10 protein-coding genes are annotated in these 15,956 nt (G+C 70.1%); 8 read left to right on the top strand and 2 right to left on the bottom strand.

Annotated features, from left to right (window positions below; all coding sequences use genetic code 11):
* Positions 1-270: 270 nt before the first annotated feature.
* Entirely contained in the window at positions 271-771 is a 501-nt protein-coding gene (locus JAO81_RS31985) for a hypothetical protein (protein ID WP_199551463.1), read from the top strand.
* A gap of 184 nt (positions 772-955) precedes the next feature.
* Complete coding sequence (locus tag JAO81_RS31980) at positions 956-3,298, top strand: glycoside hydrolase N-terminal domain-containing protein (protein ID WP_199551462.1); 2,343 nt, start codon at positions 956-958, stop codon at positions 3,296-3,298.
* A gap of 51 nt (positions 3,299-3,349) precedes the next feature.
* Here the strand turns inward: JAO81_RS31980 and JAO81_RS31975 are convergent, their stop codons facing one another.
* Positions 3,350-5,299, bottom strand: coding sequence for an N-acetylmuramoyl-L-alanine amidase (locus tag JAO81_RS31975; RefSeq protein WP_374194379.1), 1,950 nt, complete (start codon positions 5,297-5,299; stop codon positions 3,350-3,352).
* A 302-nt stretch (positions 5,300-5,601) separates the two neighbouring features.
* On the bottom strand, positions 5,602-6,789 hold the full coding sequence (locus tag JAO81_RS31970; RefSeq protein ID WP_199551460.1) for an ROK family transcriptional regulator: 1,188 nt from the start codon (positions 6,787-6,789) through the stop codon (positions 5,602-5,604).
* Between the two features lie 230 nt (positions 6,790-7,019).
* On the opposite strand from JAO81_RS31970, the gene JAO81_RS31965 reads away from it, so the two are divergent.
* The 6 genes from JAO81_RS31965 to JAO81_RS31940 all read left to right on the top strand — a co-directional run bounded on the left by JAO81_RS31965 (position 7,020) and on the right by JAO81_RS31940 (position 15,852).
* On the top strand, positions 7,020-8,510 hold the full coding sequence (locus JAO81_RS31965) for a sugar ABC transporter ATP-binding protein (RefSeq protein WP_199551471.1): 1,491 nt from the start codon (positions 7,020-7,022) through the stop codon (positions 8,508-8,510).
* Entirely contained in the window at positions 8,507-9,505 is a 999-nt protein-coding gene (locus tag JAO81_RS31960) for an ABC transporter permease (RefSeq protein WP_233416215.1), read from the top strand. The genes JAO81_RS31965 and JAO81_RS31960 overlap by 4 nt, the downstream gene beginning before the upstream one ends.
* Positions 9,502-10,524 carry an ABC transporter permease gene (locus JAO81_RS31955; protein ID WP_199551459.1) on the top strand — a complete coding sequence of 341 codons (1,023 nt, stop codon included), beginning with the start codon at positions 9,502-9,504 and terminating at the stop codon, positions 10,522-10,524. The genes JAO81_RS31960 and JAO81_RS31955 overlap by 4 nt, the downstream gene beginning before the upstream one ends.
* The gene (locus JAO81_RS31950; protein ID WP_199551458.1) at positions 10,521-11,732 is read left to right on the top strand and encodes an ABC transporter substrate-binding protein; all 1,212 of its coding nucleotides are present in this window, start codon (positions 10,521-10,523) and stop codon (positions 11,730-11,732) included. The genes JAO81_RS31955 and JAO81_RS31950 overlap by 4 nt, the downstream gene beginning before the upstream one ends.
* Positions 11,729-12,610, top strand: coding sequence for a sugar phosphate isomerase/epimerase (locus JAO81_RS31945; protein WP_199551457.1), 882 nt, complete (start codon positions 11,729-11,731; stop codon positions 12,608-12,610). Before JAO81_RS31950 ends, JAO81_RS31945 begins: the two co-directional genes overlap by 4 nt.
* A gap of 134 nt (positions 12,611-12,744) precedes the next feature.
* Complete coding sequence (locus JAO81_RS31940) at positions 12,745-15,852, top strand: ThuA domain-containing protein (RefSeq protein ID WP_233416214.1); 3,108 nt, start codon at positions 12,745-12,747, stop codon at positions 15,850-15,852.
* The last annotated feature ends 104 nt before the right edge of the window (positions 15,853-15,956 follow it).

Genomic DNA, 15,956 nt, shown 5'->3' with positions numbered 1-15,956 from the left:
GGACGGCCGCCGCGCTCGCCGTACGGGGAGCGTCCACCGCGGACATCGGCAAGGAGCTCGGCCTGGACGAGCCGGCCGCCGGGCGCCTCCTGTCGGCCGTGTTCCGCAAGGTCGGCACCGACCTCGGCGGTCTGGGCGCGGCCCTCGGGCAGGTGCCGCAGGACCGGGTGTGAACAGGGTGCAGATCAGTTCCGCGACACCCTTGCGGCGGCCGGGCAGCGGCCCGGTCCCCGGCGTCAGGAACGGTCCGCGGCCACGTACCATGGGCGCATGTCCTTCCTCCGCCGCCGCAGCGCCCCCACCCCCGCCGGGCCGGACTTCGACGTCCTCGCCATGGACCCGGGAGACTGGCCGGGCAATCTCGGCGCGGGTCTGCTGCCCGCTCCCGACGGCAGCTGCCAGGGCGTCTTCCTGCGCTACGACCTGTTCGGCGGCCGCGGCCCCGCGATGGTGATCGGCAATCTCCCCGAGGGCTCCCCGGCCCGAGAGCTGGGCGAGAAGCAGGTGCCCTTCGAGGTCGCCCAGCTGCTGCTCGCGCTGGAGAACGAGGAGGAGGTCGAGGTCGTCTCGACCGAGGACATGCCGGTGATGCAGGGGGACAACCTGCTGATCGTGCGCCGCCTCAAGCTCTCAGAGAGCCGTATCTCCTGCGTCCAGTTCGACCGCAGTGACAACGTCCTGGTGACCATCGCCGCCTGGGACCGCCCCATCACCGACGACCTGTACGCGCTGCTCAAGCCGCTGCCCGCCGAGCTGTTCCAGCAGGGCTGAGCCCGGGCCGCTCCCGGGGGACCGTGCCCGGCGGGGCACCTGATGCTGCACGCACCCTTGTAGCCGAGTCATCGGACCTCTAGCGTCCGGGGGCATGTCATCCATGCCTGCATCTCCCTCAGCGCCATCCGACCCCTCGCCCTCGGCGCCCTCAGGTACCTCCGGAATTTCCCGAAGAACCACCATGAAGTCGGCCATCGGCGGGGCCGGCGCCTTAGCCCTGGGCGGCTTGGCGACAGCCGCGACCACCGGCGCCTTGGCCGGAGAAGCGCACGCCGCCGAGGACTCATCCGATCAATTACGGCTCTGGTACGCGGCACCCGCCGCCGACTGGGAACGTGAGGCACTGCCCATCGGCAACGGCGCACTCGGTGCGATGGTCTTCGGCACACTCGCGAGCGAACGGCTCCAGTTCAACGAGAAGACCCTGTGGACCGGCGGCCCCGGCTCACGGCAGGGATACGACCACGGCGACTGGCGCGAGCCGCGCCCCGGCGCCCTCGCCGAGGTGCAGCGCCTGCTCGACGAACAGGGCAGGCTCGACCCGGACACCGTCACGGCGAAGCTCGGCCAGCCCCGCCGCGGCTTCGGCGCCTACCAGACCTTCGGCGACCTGTACCTCGACATCCCCGACGCCCCCACGGCGCCGGACGCCTCGTACCGCCGGGCGCTGGACCTGGCCACGGGCCTCGCGACCGTCACGTACACCCATCAACAGGTGCGCCACGAGCGGGAGTTCTTCGTCTCGTACCCCGATGGGGTGATCGTCGGACGCCTCGCCGCCGACCGGCCGGGCCAGGTCGCCTTCACCCTGCGCTACACATCACCCCGCGCCGACTACGCGGCAAGTGCCGACGGGAGCACGCTCATCGTGCGCGGCGCCCTCGCGGACAACGGCCTGAAGTTCGAGGCCCGGCTCACGGTCCGCACGACGGGCGGCACCGTCACCGCGGGCCCCGACGGCGCCCTCACCGTCACCGGAGCGGACAGCGCCTGGTTCGTCCTCGCGGCCGGTACCGACTACGCGGACATCCACCCCGCCTATCGCGGACAGGACCCGGCGCGGCGCATCCGCCGCACCCTGGAACGCGCCGCCGGCCGGGGCCATGCGGCGCTGCGCGCCCGCCATATCGAGGACCACCGCAGCCTGTTCGGCCGCGTGGCCCTCGACCTCGCGGCCGAACTGCCGGAGGTCACCACGGACCAGCTCCTGACGCAGTACACGGGCGGGGCCGGCGCGGCCGACCGGGCGCTGGAGACGCTCTTCTTCCAGTACGGCCGCTATCTGCTCATCGCCTCCTCGCGCCCCGGATCGCTGCCCGCGAACCTCCAGGGCGTCTGGAACCACAGCACGACCCCGCCCTGGAGCGCCGACTACCACGTCAACATCAACCTGCAGATGAACTACTGGCCGGCCGAGGCCGCGAACCTGGCCGAGACGACCGCCCCGTACGACCGCTTCGTGCAGGCGCTGGTCCCGCCCGGCCGGACCACCGCACGCGAGATGTTCGGCTCGGACGGCTGGGTGGTGCACAACGAGACCAACACCTACGGCTTCACGGGCGTGCACGACTGGGCGACGTCCTTCTGGTTCCCGGAGGCCGCCGCCTGGCTCACCTCGCAGATGTACGAGCACTACCGCTTCGGCGGCTCCACGGACTATCTGCGCACCACCGCCTACCCGGTGCTCAAGGAGGCGGCCCGCTTCTGGCTGGCGAACCTGCACACCGACCCGCGCGACAACACGGCGGTGGTCTCGCCCAGTTACTCGCCCGAACACGGCGACTTCACCGCGGGCGCCTCGATGTCCCAGCAGATCGTGCACGAACTGTTCACCAACACGCTCGAAGCGGCCCGCACCCTCGGCGACGACCGCGCCTTCCGCGACGAACTGGCCACCGCACTGGAGAAGTTGGACCCCGGCTTGCGCATCGGCTCCTGGGGACAGCTGCAGGAGTGGAAGGCCGACCTCGACGACCCGGCCGACGAGCACCGCCATGTCTCGCACCTGTACGCCCTGCACCCGGGCCGTCAGATAGCGCCGGGCAGCGCGTGGGCCGAAGCCGCGAAGGTGTCGCTGACGGCGCGCGGCGACGGCGGTACGGGCTGGTCGAAGGCCTGGAAGATAAATTTCTGGGCCCGGCTGCGCGACGGCGACCACTCCCACACCATGCTGGCCGAGCAGCTCAAGCACTCGACGCTGCCCAACCTCTGGGACACCCATCCGCCGTTCCAGATCGACGGCAATTTCGGAGCGACCTCGGGCGTGGTGGAGATGCTGCTGCAGAGCCAGCACGACGTCATCGACATCCTGCCCGCGCTGCCGGGCTCCTGGCCCGAGGGCTCCGTCCGAGGACTGCGGGCGCGCGGCGGCGTCACCGTCGACATCGCCTGGGCCGGCGGCAAGGCCACCCGCATCGTGCTGCACGCCGCCCGCACCCGGGAACTCACTGTCCGCAGCAGCCTGTTGGACGGCGGCGAGCGCACCTTCAAGGCGCGGGCGGGGGAGCGGTACGTACTTGGCTAGCAGCGGAAAGGGGGCCGTGGCACACGCCACGGCCCCCTCGACTCGGCCGCCTCAGCTGCTGGGCCTCACATCCACGTCCGCCGCCCGCACGAACGCCACGCGGTGCCCGAACTGGATCTCGTAGTACTCGTCCTTGCCCCGCACCACCTTGTGCCCGCTGGTGTCGAACACCGGCGCGAAGTAGTACTCGCCGGGTGTCTTGTCGCCCGCCGCGTACTCCTGCCCCGCGAGCAGCTTGTACGGGAGCGCCGACACCGGCTGCGGCGCGATGCCCGTCCCCTCGTACGCCGCCGCCTCCGGGTAGGCGCGTCCGTACACCGGCACGTCCGCGCGACCCGCCTTGGGCGTGATCACCAGACCCGCCGCGTCCACCGCCGTGGGCTGCTTCTTCGGGTTCTTGAACCAGGCCTTCTGCCCCAGGTACCAGATCGCCGTCCAGTCGCCCTTGCGTTCCGCGACCGCGTAGCGCTGGCCGGTCGACACCCGCGAGCCGAGGTCGTTCACGCCGATCGTCGACGGGCCGCCGCCGGGACGCAGACCGATGTCCTTGATCAGTGGAGCGTCCTCACGCGGTTCGGTGTACACCCGCACCGCACTGGAGCCGTGCGCCGGGCACTTCTCGCCGGCCTTCGTGCACCCCGTGAACTCGGGGCTGTGCTCGTCGTACTCGGGCAGGATCGTCACCAGACCGCCCGACGGTCCTGCGCTGCGGTGGAACGGCTTGCCGAGCAGGGTGAAGTAGTGCTGCCAGTCCCAGTACGGGCCGGGGTCCGTGTGCATCTGGGGAATGGTGCCCGCGGTCGGCCCGGGCACCGTGTCGTGGCCGAGGATGTGCTGACGGTCCAGCGGAATGCCGTACCGCTTGGAGAGGTACTTCACCAGGCGCGCCGAGGTCCGGTACATCGCCTCCGTGTACCAGGTGTCGGGCTGCGTGAGGAAACCCTCGTGCTCCAGGCCGATGGACTTGCTGTTGATGTACCAGTTGCCCGCGTGCCAGCCCACGTCCTTGAGCTTCAGATGCTGCGCGATATGCCCGTCGGTCGCGCGCAGCGAGTACTGCCAGGAGACGTACGTGGGGTCCTGGACCAGCTTGAGCACCGTGTCCCAGCGGCCCTCGGTGTCATGGACCACGATGTAGTCGATCGACTGGTCCTCGGGCCGGTTGGCCTTGTCGTGGTTGCCGTAGTCGCCCTCGCCGAACTCCTTGTACGGAGCGGGGATCCACTCGCAGGCGATGGTCGGCGGACAGTCCGTCTCGCCCTTCGCGGCGCGGCGAAGACCGAGCGCTTCGAGCTGTGCGGCGTCCGGTGCGGCGGCCGGCGTCGCCTCCAGGGCGACCCGCTGGCCCGCGTCCGTCGTGCGCGTGGCGCCGTCGCGGATCACGGCGAAGACCTCGTTCGCGTAACTGGCGGCCGTGGCCTCGTCGTCGGCGCCGGAGTAGGCCTTGGCCTCCGACTTGGCGACGGCCGCGTACCAGCCCGCCAGATGGGCGCTGAGCGGCTTGCCGGCCTTCTTCTGCGCGTCGGCGAGCAGCGCCGCGCCGCCGCGCAGATTCGCCGCCGGATCCGTGCGCAGTTCCTCGGAGGAGATGCCGGTGAGCTCGGCGGCGCGGGTCAACGTCCGCAGCCGTGCGGGCAGTTCGGAGGCGTCCGGCAGCTCCGCCTCGGGTACGCGCGCGGGGCGGGAGGCGTCCCCCCGCGCGTCTTCGTCACCGTGGCTGTGATGCGGTGCCTCGGCCTTGAGCGCGGTGGCCGCGTCCGTCAGGTGCATGGGGCCGTAGCCGCCGGCGACACTCGGCGCTCCGGCGTGGCCGTCCCAGCGGGACTGCAGATACGACACGCCGAGCAGCACGCTCTGCGGCACCTGGTACTCGGCGGCCGCCGCGCTGAACGCGCCCTGCAGCCGGGCGGACGGTGCCGCGCTCTGCTCGCCGGAGGGGGCCGCCGCCACGAGGGGCAGCAGCAGCGCGGCCGTTGCGAGGGCACCCGCCGTTCTGGGCAGCCGTCTGCGAGGGGCAGAAGTCTGTGCAGCATCGGGTCGTCGTCGCAAAGCAGCCTCCGGGACGGTGGGGCGCCAAGGGCGCGCTTGGGGCGTACGGGGCCGGGCGAGGTCAGTGGTATCGCTTGCCCGACGATCCGTCAATCATGCGACAGCAAAGGGGATTTCCCATGTCAGCGCGGGGTTCGGCGGTTTCCGGCGTGGTGGCACGGCGGCCTGCGATGCGTCAGTGGATTGGACCAATGTGCCCTGGTGAGCAGGGAGAATGAGGGGTCCCGCGGTGGGCCGGACGTCTCGGCATGTGGTCAGCCGGCGGTGGCGGCGAGGGTGCGGTCCACCTGATCGGGTGAGAGGGCGTGTTCGATCGCAAGGATGCCCGCGCCGACAGCGGCGGCGTTCTCTCCCGTACGGCTCGGCTCGATCCGCAGTACGTGCGTGGCCAGCGGATGCGAGCGCCGGTAGACCGCCTCGCGCACCCCGGCGAGCAGCTGGTCGTGCACGGCCGCGAGCGCGCCGCCGACCACCACCGTGTCCGGGTTGAAGAAGTTCACCAGACCGGCCAGGACCTCGCCCACGGCCCGTCCGGCCTCGCGGACCATGCGTACGGCGTCGCGATTGCCGGACTTCACCAGGCGTACGACATCACTGCCGCTCGCCGCGTCAAGGCCGAGCTCGGCGAGCCTGCGCGCGAGTGCCGCGCCGCCCGCGACGGCCTCCAGGCAGCCGGAATTGCCGCAGCGGCAGGGCTCGGTGTCGTCCGCCACGCGGATATGGCCGATGTCGCCGGCGCTGCCCTGCGCCCCGCGGTGCAGGCGGCCGTCGGCGATGATCCCGCAGCCGATGCCCGTACCGACCTTGATGTACAGCAGGTAGCGGGTTTCGGGGAAGGCGAGGCGCTGCTCGGCGAGTGCCATGACGTTCACGTCGTTGTCGACGAGCGCGCGCACGCCGAAGCGGTCGTCGAAGAGTTCCGGTATCGGGTACTGATGCCAGCCAGGCATGATCGGCGGATCGACCGGACGGCCCGTGGTGAACTCGACCGGGCCGGGCACGCCGACCCCGATCGCCTGCAGTGACTGCGGGGCGTGGTCCGCTTCCTTCAGCAGCGCGTGCAGGGTCTTCTCGACATGGCCGAGTACCGCCTGCGGACCGTCCGCGATCGACAGCGGATCCTCGCGCTGGGCGAGCGTCGCGCCGGTGAGATCGAGCAGGGCGACCCGGCAGTGCGATGCGCCCAGGTCGACGCCCGCGACGGCGTGTTCGCCGGTACGCAGCTGAAGGCGGCGCGGCGGCCGTCCGCCGGTGGATCCGCCGTCCGCGTTGTCCTCGTCGACGAAGCCGTGGGCGATGAGCGCGTCCACGCGCTGCGACACCGTGGAGCGCGCCAGACCCGTGAGGCGCGCGATATCGGCCCGGGTCTCCACCGAGCCGGAGCGGATGAGCGCGAGCACGTCGCCCGCGGAGGCGGAGGACACATCGGGGGCCGTCGGCATGCCGTCACCATAGAGGTCCACTTCTGCTGCGTACAAGGCTCCATCTGTTCGGCAATCGACCTAAGTCACCGTCAAGAACCTTGTGCAGAACGGTGCTTGGACCCTTGACAGGAAAAAGCGGTGCCAGGACATTGCTCCGCGATGGTGTGCAGAAAACGCTGTCTGCCGAAGGAGCCCCGCGCATGCCGGCCACACGCGAGTCACCGCAGCCACCGGGCGGAGCAGCCCCGCTGCTGACCATGCGGAACGTGTCCAAGAGCTTTCTCGGCGTCCGCGTGCTCCACGACGTCGGCCTCGACCTGGCCGCCGGCGAGGTGCACGCCCTCGTCGGCGAGAACGGTGCGGGCAAGTCCACGCTGATGAAGGTGCTCGCCGGGGAGCACATCCCGGACTCCGGCACCATCGAACTCGACGGCACCGCCCACGCGTTCACCCACCCCCAGCAGGCACAGGCGGCCGGGGTCGGCATCATCCACCAGGAGTTCGCGCTCCTGGAGCACCGCACCGTCGCCGAGAACGTCTTCCTCGGCCGCGAACCCACCCGCTTCGGCCTGGTGGACCGCCGCGCCATGGAGCGGCGCACCGGTGAGCTGCTCGCCGAGCTCGGAGAAACCGGTATCTCACCGCGGACGCACATCCGCGAGCTGTCCGTGGCCCGCAGGCAGACCGTCGAGATCGTCAAGGCGCTCGCCTCCGACGTCCGGGTCCTGGTGATGGACGAGCCGACCGCACCGCTCGCCGACCGCGAGGCACGGCTCCTGCACGACCTCGTACGGCGGCTCGCCGGCCGCGGCCTGGGCATCCTGTACATCTCGCACCGGCTGCGCGAAGTCTTCGAACTCTCGGACCGCATCACGGTGTTGAAGGACGGGCGGCACATCACCACCGTCGCCACCGCCTCTACCGACACGGACGCGGTCGTGCGCGCCATGGTCGGCCGCGACCTCAGCGCGTACTACCCGCCGCGCGCCTCGTCGGACGCGGCCGGTGACGTGGCACTCGCCCTGCGCGGCGGCACGAACAAGCGGCTCAAGGGCATCGACCTCGACCTGCGCGCGGGCCAGGTCACCGGGATCGCCGGACTGCAGGGCTCGGGACGGACCTCCCTTGCCCGCGCCTTGTTCGGCGCCGCACCGTTCAGCGCCGGTGACATGACCGTCGGCGGACGGAAGCTGCGGCCCGGCAACCCCCGCGAGGCCATCCGTGCCGGCATCGCGCTCGTCACCGAGGACCGCAAGGGCGAAGGCCTCGCCCTGCGCCAGTCCGTACGCGACAACGCCCTGCTCGTCACCCGCGCCGTCCCCGGCCAGCAGCGCGCCACGGCCGCACGCGACCTCGCGGACCTCCTCGAGCGCGTACGGCTCCAGGCGCGCGGCGGCCCGGACCAGCAGGTGCAGTTCCTGTCCGGCGGCAACCAGCAGAAGGTCGTCATCGCCAAATGGCTCGCCGCCGGACCCGCGGTGCTGCTCTTCGACGAGCCCACCCGCGGCGTCGACGTGGGCGCCAAGGCCGCCATCCACACCCTCGTACGCGAACTCGCCGAGGAAGGACTCGCCGTCCTGATCATCTCGTCCGAACTGCCCGAACTCATCGGCATGAGCGACCGCATTCTGGTCATGAGCGACGGCGGGCTCGCCGGTGAACTCCCCGCCGGCGCCTCGGAGGAGGACATCATGCGCCTCGCCACGGGCCCCGCCGAAGAAGGGACCGACGCCGCATGACCCCGACGGTACTGGCCCCGTCCGTGCTGAAGCCCGAGCCGTCCCGGCGCCGCACGAAGCTCACCGATCCCGCGGTCGGCGTCTGGCTCGCGGCCGCCGTGGTGATCGTGCTCGGCTGGCTGATCGTCACGCTCGACGGCGGCAGCTTCTTCGCCCGCGCCAACCTCACCACGATCCTGTCCAACTGCGTGGCCCTCGGCCTCGTCGCGGTCGGCCAGAGCGCGGTGATCCTCACCGGCTCCCTCGACCTCTCCGTCGCGTACCTGATCAGCCTCGGCACTCTCGTGGCCGCCGAGACGATGCAGGACGGCAGCGTCGTCACCGGCATCCTCGCCGTACTCGCCCTGTCCATCGCGGTGGGGCTCGCCAACGGTCTGATCGTCACCGGGCTCAAGGTGAACGCCTTCATCGCCACCCTCGGCACGGCGTTCATCCTGCGCGGCTGGATCGAGGACAACTACACCGGCCCCGCCGGACAGGTCCCCTCCTCCTTCCGGCACCTCGGCTACGACCGCATCGGACCGATCCCCGTCTCGATCTTCCTGCTCGCCGCGGTCGCCGCCGCGGCCTGGTTCCTCACCCGACGCACCAGGCTGGGCCATCACATGTACGCCACCGGCGGCGACGAACACGCCGCCCGGCTCTCCGGCGTCCGCACCCGCCGCACCGTGATCATCGCCCACATCATCTGCTCCCTGTGCGTGGGCGCCGCGGCCCTCTTCCTCGCCTCCCGGCTCGGCGCGGGCGCCCCCTGGGCCGGCACCGAAGCGCGCTACGACCTCGAGTCGATCGCCGCCGTGGTGCTCGGCGGCACGGCGCTGGCGGGCGGGCGCGGGGGAGTGGCGGGCACGCTCGGCGGCGTGCTGATCCTCGCCGTCCTGGACAGCGTCTTCAACCAGCTCTCCGTGGACCCCTTCTTCAAGAATGTCGTACGCGGCGTCGTGATCGTCGCCGCCGTCGCCCTGTACGCCCGGCGCGGCAGGAGGTCCGCATGACGACCACGACACCGACCGGCGCGACATCAACCCCCGCGCCGTACAAGCGCATTGTCGCCGCCCTCGGCACCGGCATCCCGGTGTACGCCCTGCTCGTGGTGCTCCTCCTGGCGATCGCGATCACCGACCCGAGCTTCTACGAACTCGACCGCTTCCTCGCCTTCGTCAAACGCGCCGCACCCCTGGTGATCCTGGCCGCCGGTCAGTACCTGGTCATCGTCAGCGGCGAGTTCGACCTGTCCGTGGGCGCCATCGTCACGGCCGGTGTCGTCGTCGCGGCCGAGCTGTACGGCTCCTTCGCCGAATCCCACTGGCTCCTCATCAGCCTCGCCCTGGTCCTCGGCGGCGCGATCGTGGGCCTCGCCAACGGGCTGATCACCACGGCACTGCGCGTCCCCTCCTTCATCACCACGCTCGGCATGATGCTGATCCTCGAAGGCGCCGTCTTCTACTGGACCGGCGGCTCACCGAAGGGCGTCCTGCCCGAGGACTTCCGCGCGCTCGGCCGCCACTCCGCCTTCGGCTGGCTCCCTTGGGCGGTACTCGTCTGCCTCGCGGTCGGCGCGTTCGCCGTCTTGCTGATGCGCCGCGACTTCGGCCGCACCCTGATCGCCACGGGCGACAGTGAGCGCACAGCGGCGCTCTCCGGTGTACGCGTGCACCGCGTCCGGGTGCTCGCCTTCGTGCTCTCCGGGGTGGCCGCCGCGCTCGCCGCGATCCTCGTCGGCGGCTTCTCCGGAGTCTCCGCACAGGCCGGACGCGGCCTGGAGTTCGAAGCCATCACCGCCGTCGTGCTCGGCGGAGTGGTGCTGGGCGGCGGCCGTGGCTCCGTCGTGGCCGCCATGGCCGGCGCGTTCTCGCTGCAGGCCCTGTTCACCCTGCTCAACCTCCAAGGCGTCTCCGGCGCCCTCGAATCCACCGTCCAGGGCGTGATCGTCATCGCCGCCGTCGGTCTGGGCGCCGCCAACTGGTCCCGTATCCGCCGCCGTTCCCACTCCTCGGGAGGGACACCCTCATGAAACCCCTCAGGAAGCACAGACTCCTCGCGCCGGGCGCGGCCCTGTTCGCCGCCATCCTGCTCGCCTCCTGCTCCAGCGACGCACCGCCCGATTCGCCCGGCGCCTCCGCCTCCAAGAGCCAGGACGACAAGGCCACCGAGCAGTCCAAGTTCTTCGAACAGGCCGAGTACGACCGGCAGATCAAGCTCGCCGACGTCACGCCCGAAGGACCGGCGGACAAGCCCTGGGTGCAGATGCTCGAACCCGAGATGCGCGACACCGCGGAGTTCAAGAAGAAGGGCGGCCTCGCGGGCACGCACCTGTGCTTCTCCAACGCCGGGGTCTTCAACCCATGGCGCCAGGTCGGCCTGAAGAACATGCAGGCCGAGGTGAAACTCCACAAAGAGATCACCAAGTTCACCGTCCTGGACGCCCAGGGCAAGGACGACAAGCAGATCTCCGACATCGAGGAACTCACCGGCAAGGGCTGCGACGCACTGATCGTCTCGCCCAACACCACCGCCACCCTCACCCCGGCCGTCGAGGCCGCCTGCACCAAGGTCCCGGTGATCGTCTTCGACCGCGGAGTGCAGACCGACTGCCCCGTCACCTTCATCAACCCCATCGGCGGATACGGATACGGCTCGGTCGCCGCCGACTTCCTGGTCGAGAAGGTCGAGCCCAAGGGCAAGATCCTCGCCCTGCGCATCTCACCCGGCGTGGACGTCCTGGAGAACCGCTGGTCGGCCGCCAAGGTCGCCTTCGACAAGAGTGAACTCGACGTCGTGGACATCAAGTTCACCGAGGGCGACACCGCCAAGACCAAGTCGATCGTCGCCGACGCCATCTCCCGGCACGGACAGATCGACGGCGTCTGGATGGACGCGGGCGCCACCTCCGTCGCCGCCATCGAAGCCTTCGAGGACGCAGGCGTGGACGTCCCGCCGATCACCGGCGAGGACCAGCAGGACTTCCTCAAGGCATGGAAGGACAAGAAGCTCACCGCGATCGCCCCGACCTACCCCACCTTCCAGTGGCGCACGCCCGTCATCGCCGCCCTGGACATCCTCGCCGGCAAGCAGGTGCCCAAGGAGTGGAAGCTCCCGCAGCCCACCGTCACCGAGGAGAACCTGGACGACTACCTCCAGGAGGGCATGCCACCGCTGCACTACGCCATGTGCGGCTGCGAGGACCTGCCGGGCTTCCCGAAGGAGTGGGGCGGCAAGTGAGTTCTTCCGCTTCCGTACGCAGGATCGGCGCGAACCCGTGGATCTGGCACTCGCCGGTCGGGCAGGCGGCACTCGCCGAAGTGCTGCCGCGCCTGGCCGGCTGGGGCTTCGACTGTGTCGAACTCCCCCTGGAGCAGGCCGACGACTGGGAGCCCGCCGCGGCCGTCAAACTCCTCGAGGCCACCGGCCTGCGTCCGGCCGCGGTGATCGCCGTGATGCCGCCGGACCGCGACCTCGTGCGCGCCGGCGCCGAAACGGTACGGGACACCCAGGACTATCTGCGCCGCTGTATCGACGCGGCCCACGCCATCAGCGCACCCGTGGTGGCCGGGCCCGTCTACGCGGCGGTCGGCCGGACCTGGCGGATGGACCGGTGTGAGCGCGAGGCCGCGTACGAGGAGTGGCGGGAGAACATCGCCCCCGTCGTCGAGTACGCCCAGCGGGCCGGCGTCCGGATCGGTGTGGAGCCGCTCAACCGGTACGAGACCAGCCTGTTCAACACGGTCGAGCAGACCCTCGAGGGCCTGGACGGACTGCCGGCGCGGTCCATCGGCGTCGCGCTCGACACGTACCACCAGAACATCGAGGAACGCTCCCTCGCCTCGGCCGTCCGTACGGCGGCCGGGCGGATCGCCCATGTCCAGGTGTGTGCCAACGACCGGGGTGCGCCCGGGGCCGACCATCTGGACTGGGGCGGCTTCCTCGACGCGCTGGACGAGGTGGACTTCCACGGGCCGCTCTGCATCGAGTCGTTCACCGCGCACAACGCGACCATCGCGGTCGCCGCCTCCGTCTGGCGGCCGCTCGCCCCCACCCAGGACGCCATCGCCACCGACGGCCTCGGCTTCCTGCGCCGTCTCCTCGCCGACCGCCCCTGACCCGCCACCGGCCCTCGACATACGACCCCACTGACATCCGGCACCGCACCACCGCTCTGACATCCGGCACCCCCGCATGGCCGTTACGACAGAGAGGAATCCCCATGGGATGTCATGTCCGTGACACCCGAAGAATGCGCCGAGGCCTCATCGCAGGGCTCAGCGGACTGCTGCTGATTCCGGGCGTCCTGCCCGCGGCCGCCGCCGAGATCATCGACCGGAAGGAACCCGCCTTCCGGGCCCTCCTGTTCACCGAGGCCGTGGGCTACGTCCATGACTCGATCCCCGACGGCATCAAGATGTTCGAGGAGGAGGCCGCCGAGAACAACTTCGAACTCGTCAAGAGCGCCGACTCCAAGATCTTCGCCGATCCGTCCCTGAACGACTTCGACGCGATCGTCATGCTGCAGAACTCCGGCATGGTCTGGGACACCGAGGCCGAGAAGGAGGGCCTGCAGAAGTTCGTACGCTCCGGCAAGGGCGTCGTAGCGATCCACAACACCCTCGACATGGGCGTCGAGGGCGAGGACCAGTTCCCGTGGTGGGACGAGACCATCAACGCCGGTGCGCACATGCCCTCCCACTCGCCCGGCGTCCTCCAGGGCACGGCAAAGGTCGCCGACCATGTGCACCCCTCCACCAAGGGACTTCCGCAGCGCTGGGAGCGCCCGGAGGAGTGGTACAACTTCGACAAGAACCCCCGCGGTGACGTGCACGTCCTCGTCACGGCCGACGAGACCACGTACAACCCCGGCGGCGACGCGATGGGCGCCGACCACCCGATCTCCTGGTGCCGGGGCACCGAGGGCGGGCGGGTCTGGGCCACCGCGATGGGCCACGACAAGGCCTCCTACACCGAGGCGTACTTCCGCGACCACGTCATCGGCGGCCTCAAGTGGGCCTCCGGCACCGCGGCAGGCGACTGCGGCGGCACCGTCTGGAACGGGTACGAGAAGGTCACCCTCGACGACAACACCGCCGACCCCATGGAGCTCGACGTCGCCAAGGACGGCAAGGTCTACTACGCCCAGCGCAGCGGCGAGGTGAAGGTCTTCGACCCGGCGAGCCACGCCACCACCACGGCCGGCAAGCTCGACGTCTACACCGGCGGCGAGGACGGCCTCGTCGGCCTCGAGCTCGACCCGTCCTTCGCCACCAACCGCTGGATCTACCTCTACTACGCACCCGCGGGTGCCACCGAGGACATCAACCGTCTGTCGCGCTTCACCATCAAGGACGGCAAGCTCGACGCCGCCAGCGAGAAGAAGCTGATCGACGTCCCCGCCTACCGTGACCGCTCCTTCCCCGAGCCCGGACACACCGGTGGCGCGGTCGAGTTCGGCCCGAACCGCACGCTCTACCTGTCGACCGGCGACGACGTACCGCCGAACCTCGACCCCGACTGGCAGGGCTACTCGCCCATCGACTGGCGGCCCGGCAAGGAGCGCCTGGACGCCGCGCGCACCTCGGCCAACACCAACGACCTGCGCGGCAAGATCCTGCGGATCAAGCCCAAGGACGGCGGTGGCTACTCCGTTCCCAAGGGCAACCTCTTCGCCCCGGGTACGGACAAGACCCGCCCCGAGATCTACGCGATGGGCTTCCGTAACCCGTTCCGCTTCACCGTCGACCCGAAGACCGGCTACGCCCACGTCTCCGACTACGGACCCGACCGCGGCGCCCCGACGACCGAGCGCGGCCCGGAGGGCCTGGTCGAGTACAACGTCATCAAGAAGCCGGGCAACTTCGGCTGGCCGTTCTGTCACGGCAACAACCAGGCCTACGCGCCGTACAACCCGGACACCCAGGAAGTCGGCGCCAAGTTCGACTGCACCAAGCCCACGAACCCGTCCCCGAACAACACCGGCCTGAAGGACCTGCCGCCGATCCAGCTCCCCGAAGTCTGGTACGGATACGGCGAGTCCAAGGAGTTCCCGGAGATGGGCGCCGGCGGTTCCGCGCCGATGAGCGGACCGGTCTACCGGTACAGCGCCAAGAGCAAGTCCGAGACCAAGTTCCCCGAGTACTTCGACGGGGCGAGCTTCTTCTACGAGTGGGCGCGGGGCGACGTCAAGGAGATGCGCTTCGACCAGGACGAGAAGCTGCTCAAGATCAACGACCTGTTCACGTCCATGAAGTTCGCCAAGCCCATGGACATGACCTTCGGGCCCGACGGCTCGCTCTATGTCCTCGAATGGGGCTCGGAGTTCGGCGGCGGCAACAACGACTCCGGTCTCTTCCGGATCGACTACGCCCAGGGCAAGCGCAGCCCCGTCGCCAAGGCCACGGCCTCGGTCACCAACGGGCCCACGCCGCTGAAGGTGGACTTCTCCAGCGAGGGCACCAAGGACCCGGACGGTGACGCCCTCACCTTCGCCTGGGACTTCGAGGGAGACGGCACCGCCGACTCGACCGAGGCCAACCCCTCCCACACGTACACCACGGCAGGTGACTTCAACGCCCAGCTGAAGGTCACCGATTCCACCGGCAAGGAGAGTTTCGCCAACATTCCCGTCACGGCCGGCAACACCGCGCCCGTCGTGAAGATCGAGACGCCGGTCGACGGCAAGCTCATCCAGTTCGGCGACAAGATCCCGTACAAGGTGACGGTCACCGACCCGGAGGACGGCACCATCGACTGCTCCAAGGTCACCGTGAACCCGGCGCTGGGCCATGACGACCACGAGCATCCGACCACCGACATCCCCGGCTGCGAAGGCACCGTGGACACCGGTGACCTCGGCGGTCACCCCGAGGGCGCGGATCTCACGTACGTCCTGAACGCCAAGTACACGGACAAGGGCGGCAACGGCGCGAGCGCGCTGACCGGCTACGGCCGTTCGGTGATGCACCCCCAGCACAAGCAGGCCGAGTACTACGACGACCAGTCGGGGACCCGGATCGTCTCGCAGGCCGGTGCCGAGAACGGCAAGCGCATCGGTGACATCAGCAACGGCGACTGGGTGGCCTTCGAACCGATGAGTGTCGAGGGCATCGCCTCGGTCAGCTACAAGGTGTCCTCACCGTACGGCGTCGGCGCGATCGAACTGCGCGCGGACGCTCCCGACGGAAGGCTGCTCGCCACAACCCCCGTGCAGAACACGGGAGGTTGGGACATCTACCAGGACACCGTCAAGGTGCCGGTGGAGGCGCTGGCCGGGACGCACAAGCTGTATCTGGTCTTCACCTCACCACAGGCCGGCCCGTACGACGTGGACTCGGTGACCTTCCACTCGGAGTAGTTCCCCCCTCGCGCCGAGTGGAGACGGACGGGGTCGGGGCCCCTGCTTCCCCCCTGCCACCCAAGGGGCCCCCCCCCCCCCGGGGGGGGGGCCGCCCCCGCTCG

The sequence above is a fragment of the Streptomyces sp. N35 genome (assembly GCF_016464295.1).
GTDB lineage: Bacteria > Actinomycetota > Actinomycetes > Streptomycetales > Streptomycetaceae > Streptomyces.
The sequence above is the reverse complement of the archived record's forward strand: the minus strand, read 5'-3'. Positions and strand labels throughout refer to the sequence as shown.

Bases quoted from the DNA above. Each gene is read 5' to 3' on its own strand.
- JAO81_RS31985 (WP_199551463.1), top strand. From the start codon at position 271: ATGTCCTTCCTCCGCCGCCGCAGCGCCCCCACCCCCGCCGGGCCGGAC.
- JAO81_RS31980 (WP_199551462.1), top strand. From the start codon at position 956: ATGAAGTCGGCCATCGGCGGGGCCGGCGCCTTAGCCCTGGGCGGCTTG.
- JAO81_RS31970 (WP_199551460.1), bottom strand. From the start codon at position 6,789: ATGCCGACGGCCCCCGATGTGTCCTCCGCCTCCGCGGGCGACGTGCTC.
- JAO81_RS31960 (WP_233416215.1), top strand. From the start codon at position 8,507: ATGACCCCGACGGTACTGGCCCCGTCCGTGCTGAAGCCCGAGCCGTCC.
- JAO81_RS31955 (WP_199551459.1), top strand. From the start codon at position 9,502: ATGACGACCACGACACCGACCGGCGCGACATCAACCCCCGCGCCGTAC.
- JAO81_RS31950 (WP_199551458.1), top strand. From the start codon at position 10,521: ATGAAACCCCTCAGGAAGCACAGACTCCTCGCGCCGGGCGCGGCCCTG.
- JAO81_RS31940 (WP_233416214.1), top strand. From the start codon at position 12,745: ATGCGCCGAGGCCTCATCGCAGGGCTCAGCGGACTGCTGCTGATTCCG.